Origin of the sequence: Shewanella sp. Isolate7, from assembly GCF_022398425.1 — a bacterium.
Classification (GTDB): Bacteria; Pseudomonadota; Gammaproteobacteria; order Enterobacterales; family Shewanellaceae; genus Shewanella.
Genome location: NZ_JAKEVJ010000130.1, coordinates 1 through 5,069 on the forward strand (window position 1 = coordinate 1; position 5,069 = coordinate 5,069).

The following is a 5,069-nucleotide window of genomic DNA, read 5'->3' on the forward strand; positions in this document are numbered from 1 at the left end:
TGTGATCAGAAATAGCGCAGGAAAAACGCTTGAGAACAAAGCAGGATTTTTAGATAAGTAGTTATTCTACAATTAAAAATACTAATACAGTTATCGAGCGTTTTAACAAGCTAGAATGATCAATTATTTATTACGATTGGTATAAGCCAATTAACAGATAAAAAATGCCACCCTAAGGTGGCATTTTCATGGCTCGAGTTTTTATACCCATCACAGTAAGTAATTAGATTTAGCGTAAGGCAAACGTTTGAGAACAAGAGAGTATTCTTGATGAGTCGTTATTCAGCAGTCAAAAATACTCACACAGTTATCGAGCACAGTTATCGCGCGTTTTAACAAGCTAAAATGACCAGTTACTTACTACGCTTGGTATCACACGAAGAGCTCTTTGATGTTCTTCAGATCGCTCTTACCGTTGGCAATCTCCTCTGGCGACAGGCCAGACACCTCGTGCGGGAATACCAACCAGTCTTCAGATTCATGAATGAAGTAATCCGGCTTTAGCGATACCGCGGTATTCTTCGGCTTGTAGTATGGGCAGGCGATGCGCACATCTCTTGGCATGTTAAGGCGCATCAGCTCCGCCAGCTTCTCTTTCAGGGCGTGGATGCTGCGGCCAGAATCGAACACATCGTCGACGATCAACAGGCCATCATCGGCGTTGGCGTTCTCGACGATATAGTGCAAACCATGCACCTTGATCTGCTTGCTCTGCTTGTCTGTGCCTATGCCATAGTAAGAAGAGGTACGTACGGCAATATGATCTGTCTCGACCTGCTTAAAATCGAAATATTCTTGGACTGCGATCCCTATCGGGGCACCACCACGCCATATGCCGACAATAAACTGTGGTCTAAAACCGCTCTCATAAACTTGCGCCGCAAGGCGAAAAGAATCTTCCAGCAATTCCTGTGCGGTAATAAAGTGTTTCTCAGACATCAGGCCGTCCCCATCTTGTTCTAATTTGGTCTTTGAGAGGGAGGAAGGTAATCCATCGATTAGGCTTCGCCCCAAATCCAGCGTAGCACAAGGGGCGCGTATTGAACTTCAACACGACGACAATCGGCGCTGCGGGATTTGGAGCTGAATTTTATACTAAAAAATCCCCCTATGCAGAACTAAATAACGAAACTTGGACGGGGATGCACTTTTTAAGACAAAAAAAGCCGCCTCTAAGGCGGCTTCAGTTACTTTAAGCCAATTTCAGTCACTTTGCCTCGGCTTATGCCGCGCTGATCTTGGCCTCACCCGCCATGGTCATCGCCGCGTAGTGCTTGTCAGTTGCCTCGCTAAACTCGCTATCGAGAATCGTATCGACGAAGTGCCAGTCGCTGCGTACCGACTCAGGTGTGAAGGTCAATACCATGAAACCGCGATCCCTTAGGTTAGTGTACTTAAGCCCCTCAACCAGGTCGACGACACCGGCCTCGGTCACGCTCTGCTGATCGGCAGGAATACCAAGATAGTATTCGAGTCCAGGTGAAGAAACCGAGCTGGTCGCGTACTCGACGCCAACGATATCACCATGGCTGTCCTTCAGCTCGTTAGCCCAGGCGTTATGGGTATCACCGGCAATCACCACCAGGTTAGCGCCAGTCGATTTCGCCGTCGCCAGGATCACCTCTCGCTCGTAGGCGTAACCATCCCAGGCATCTAAGTTGTATGGAATAGCTGGCAGTTGCAGCAGCGCCACCACCTCGGGTGTCAGCTTGTGCTGGTTACCGATAAGGTAGCTGTATTCCTGCGCCGTTAGGGTCGGATCATTGGCCGCCGCTCGGGCCGCCAGCTGCGCCAGGGCACCTAGCTCGGCATACTCATAGACAGAGAGCTTCTGCATGGCGATCGCCGCTGGCAGCATCATGGTGCCCATCAACACCTGCTGTCCCAGAACCTGCCACTTACCGGTGGCGCTCAGCAGGCTGGCCTGCAGCCACTGTAGCTGATCGGCGCCCAGTAGGGTGCGGTCGCTGCTGGTGACATCCGCCATGAAGCGAGCACTGTCCATGGCGCCTGTGGCGGCATCGACATAGTCGGCATAGTCCAGCTGCTTGTCTCGGGCCAGCACCCGGGTATCTAGCATATGCAGGTCGACCAGATCGCCGAAGCTAAACGAGCGATAGATCTCCTCGTGGTTCCCCTCGCGCCATGGGCGGATAGGCAGCCACTCGAAGTAGGCTTGCAGCGCAGCCGTCTTACGGGCCTCGAAATCCCCTTCGCCCTCGTTATGGTTTTCGGCGCCGCCAGACCAGGTATCGTTCGCCACCTCATGGTCATCCCATACGGTAATGAAAGGCACCTTGGCATGTAGGCCCTGCAGTGAGCCATCGCTGCGGTATTGACCATAGCGGGTGCGGTAATCTGACAGGGTAAAGAGTTCACCGGCAGGCATGACTTCACGGCCCAACTCGACCGCATTTTCGCTGGCATAACCGCCGCGACCATATTCATAGATGTAGTCGCCAAGGTGCACCACGGCGTCCAGAGCGTCCTGCTCGCTCGCCAGCTGATACACATTGAAATGACCGGCCGGGTAGTTAGCGCAAGACATCACCGCCAGCTTAACCTGCTCGACCGCGCCCTGCGGTAGCGTCTTGGTCATGCCGGCATTCGATACCTGCTCGCCCGACATGAAGCGATAGTAGTAGGCCGTGCCCGCATCCAAGCCGATGGCATCCACCTTGACGGTATAGTCGCGATCGGCATTGGTGGTGGTTTCACCGTTGGAGATCATCTGGGTAAAGTCGGCATCGGTTGCGATCTCCCAGCCTACCTTGACGTCACCGTCGGTTTCTGGGGTCACTCGGGTCCAGAGGATCACAGCGCTGTGGGTCGGGTCACCACTGGCGACACCGTGAAGAAATTGTACCTTAGAGGCGGCTTCCTGCTTATCGTCGTCACTGCTTGAACAGCCCATCAGGCCATAGGAGACAACGGCGGCACCAACACCCTTGGCCGACATGGCCAGAAAATCCCTGCGAGAATACTTGGTTTTCATTATTATTCCTTTATTTGAGCCGGTTATCCCTTGTGCCCTCGTTTCACATCATGTGAAGCTGAAAACGCCTACTGCGAAAGATAACTGACCTTGTTATTGTTATTCCTGGTAAGAGGTCTAATGACTCTAATTATCAATTAACAATATTGCAAAATTATTATGATCACGGCAACCGCTAGTTTCGACTGAGGGAGACAGCCAAGGCAGCAGAACATCTCGAAAGAGGCTGGGTTAATGCCATGCAGCAGCATTTTTCGCCGCGGGGATATCTGCACCCCCAGGCCGATGGCGTGCATTTTTAAATCGCGCCATAAATAACTGTTATGATAAATGCATCCCCATAGTTGAAGGAGTCGACCATGAGAGTCAGCGATATCATGTCCAAAGACACTGTGTGCATCAGCGATCAGGCCACCACCAAGGACGCCCACCTCCTGATGAGCAGCCGCGGCGTACGTCACCTGCCCGTCATCAGCGAAACCGATGGCACCCTGGTGGGTATTCTCACCCATAAGAAGATGATCAGCACAGTCATGGGCATGCTAACCCATTACGGCAACGAAGGACTGGATCGTCAAGAGCGGCGCACCTCGGTGGCCGAGATCATGGATAGGGAGTTTCAGAAGGTGACCCTGGACGAGCCACTGGCCGTGGTGGTGGATTATTTCGTCGACAACAAGCTGGGCTGCCTGCCGGTAGTCGACGAGGCCCACAAGGTGATTGGCATCTTAACCTCGTCGGACTTCGTCAAGCTATGCGCCGCGCTACTTAAACGCTAGATAAGCCTGTCGTCTAAGCCTGCCATCTAAGTCTGTAACTTAAGCAACCTACACCAAGAGATAGGCGAACAGCGGCGCGCCAATCACCATGGCGATGCCGGTAAAGATCATGGTAAGGCTGGCCACCCCCCCCTCTTCCCGACCATATTCGGCGGCCTTGGCCGCCCCCACCCCATGGGCACTGGCGCCAAGGGCGGCGCCTTTGGCCAACGGGCTGGAGATCTTAGCCAGCCTGAATACCGGGCCACACAAGAGCATGCCCAGCACACCCGTCATCAATACCAATACGGCGGTGAGATCCGGCACGCCGCCAAACTCGCGGGTCGCCTCCAAGGCAAAAGGGGTCGACACCGACCGCACCAGCAGGCTGTGGGACAACTCGGGCGGCAGATAGATCACCCGCGTCAGCAGCCAGGAGGAGACCAGGCCCGCCAGCAGACCGGTCAGCACACCCAGGCTCAGGGTCAGCGGGTAGCGACGGATCAGATGACGTTCACGATAGATGGGCAAGGCAAAGGCAATGGTCGCCGGCGCCAGTAGCATGCTGAGATAGTGGTTATATTCGAAATAGGTGGGCAGCGGAATGGCAAAAATGACCACCAAGGCCAGCAGTATGGCCGGTGTCAGCACCATGGGTGACAACCACCAGTGACCGAAGCGACGATAGAGCCCCTTACTCAGGACGTAACTGACCAGGGTAGCCAGCAAGCAGCCTAGGCCGAGCAGCGACAGATGCAATGAGTTAACCATGTCGAACATCCAACGTCTGGGCCGCGCCGGAGCGTCTAATGCGGCGCTCATACTTAAAGACTCGGTCGATGACAAAGCCGGTGATCAGCAAGACGCTGACGCTCCCCAGCACTAAGGTGCAGAGCAGGCTCACACCATACTGCTCCAGCAGCGGCGCATAGTGCATGGAGGCGACAACGGGCGGAATGAAGAAGAGTAGCAGCTCACCCAGCAGCCAGGCGGCGCCACGGGCCACGAAACGTTCGGGCAACCAGTTGAGCGCCAACAGGGCCAGCAGCGCCACCAGGCCAATCACCCCGCTAGGTAGGGGTAAGGCCAGGCGAGTCACCAACCATTGGGCGGCAAGGGCCAGCAGAGACAATAGCCCCACCTGCAACAGGAGTTGCAGCAGATTTCGAAGTGGGGGGAGAAAAGTTGCCATGAAAAACTCTGTCTAACGAGAAGATGTAGCGATCTTACGCTTGCCATTTAAATAAAAAAAATGAATATTATTTATAAAATAAATTACCAAAAGCTATTCAATGGATCTCAAGGCATTACACTAC

Annotated in this window: 5 protein-coding genes; 1 reads left to right on the plus strand and 4 read right to left on the minus strand. The window is 53.8% G+C overall.

The window, feature by feature from the left end; genetic code table 11:
• Positions 1 to 372 precede the first annotated feature (372 nt).
• Together L1D47_RS20035 and L1D47_RS20040 are read right to left on the minus strand one after the other, a co-directional pair.
• A complete protein-coding gene (locus tag L1D47_RS20035; protein ID WP_041510167.1) occupies positions 373 to 939 on the minus strand; it encodes a phosphoribosyltransferase family protein in 567 nt (188 codons plus the stop codon).
• A gap of 283 nt (positions 940 to 1,222) precedes the next feature.
• Entirely contained in the window at positions 1,223 to 2,995 is a 1,773-nt protein-coding gene (locus L1D47_RS20040) for an alkaline phosphatase D family protein (RefSeq protein ID WP_239886550.1), read from the minus strand.
• 359 nt (positions 2,996 to 3,354) lie between these two features.
• Here L1D47_RS20040 and L1D47_RS20045 point away from each other — a divergent pair, with 359 nt between their 5' ends.
• Entirely contained in the window at positions 3,355 to 3,774 is a 420-nt protein-coding gene (locus L1D47_RS20045; RefSeq protein ID WP_041510165.1) for a CBS domain-containing protein, read from the plus strand.
• Positions 3,775 to 3,822: 48 nt separating this feature from the next.
• On the opposite strand, the gene L1D47_RS20050 is transcribed toward L1D47_RS20045, so the two are convergent.
• Together L1D47_RS20050 and L1D47_RS20055 are read right to left on the minus strand one after the other, a co-directional pair.
• Positions 3,823 to 4,533 (minus strand): LrgB family protein, encoded by a 711-nt coding sequence (locus L1D47_RS20050; RefSeq protein ID WP_239886552.1) that lies wholly within the window; start codon positions 4,531 to 4,533, stop codon positions 3,823 to 3,825.
• A complete protein-coding gene (locus L1D47_RS20055; protein WP_239886551.1) occupies positions 4,517 to 4,945 on the minus strand; it encodes a CidA/LrgA family protein in 429 nt (142 codons plus the stop codon). The genes L1D47_RS20050 and L1D47_RS20055 overlap by 17 nt, the downstream gene beginning before the upstream one ends.
• Positions 4,946 to 5,069: the final 124 nt, after the last annotated feature.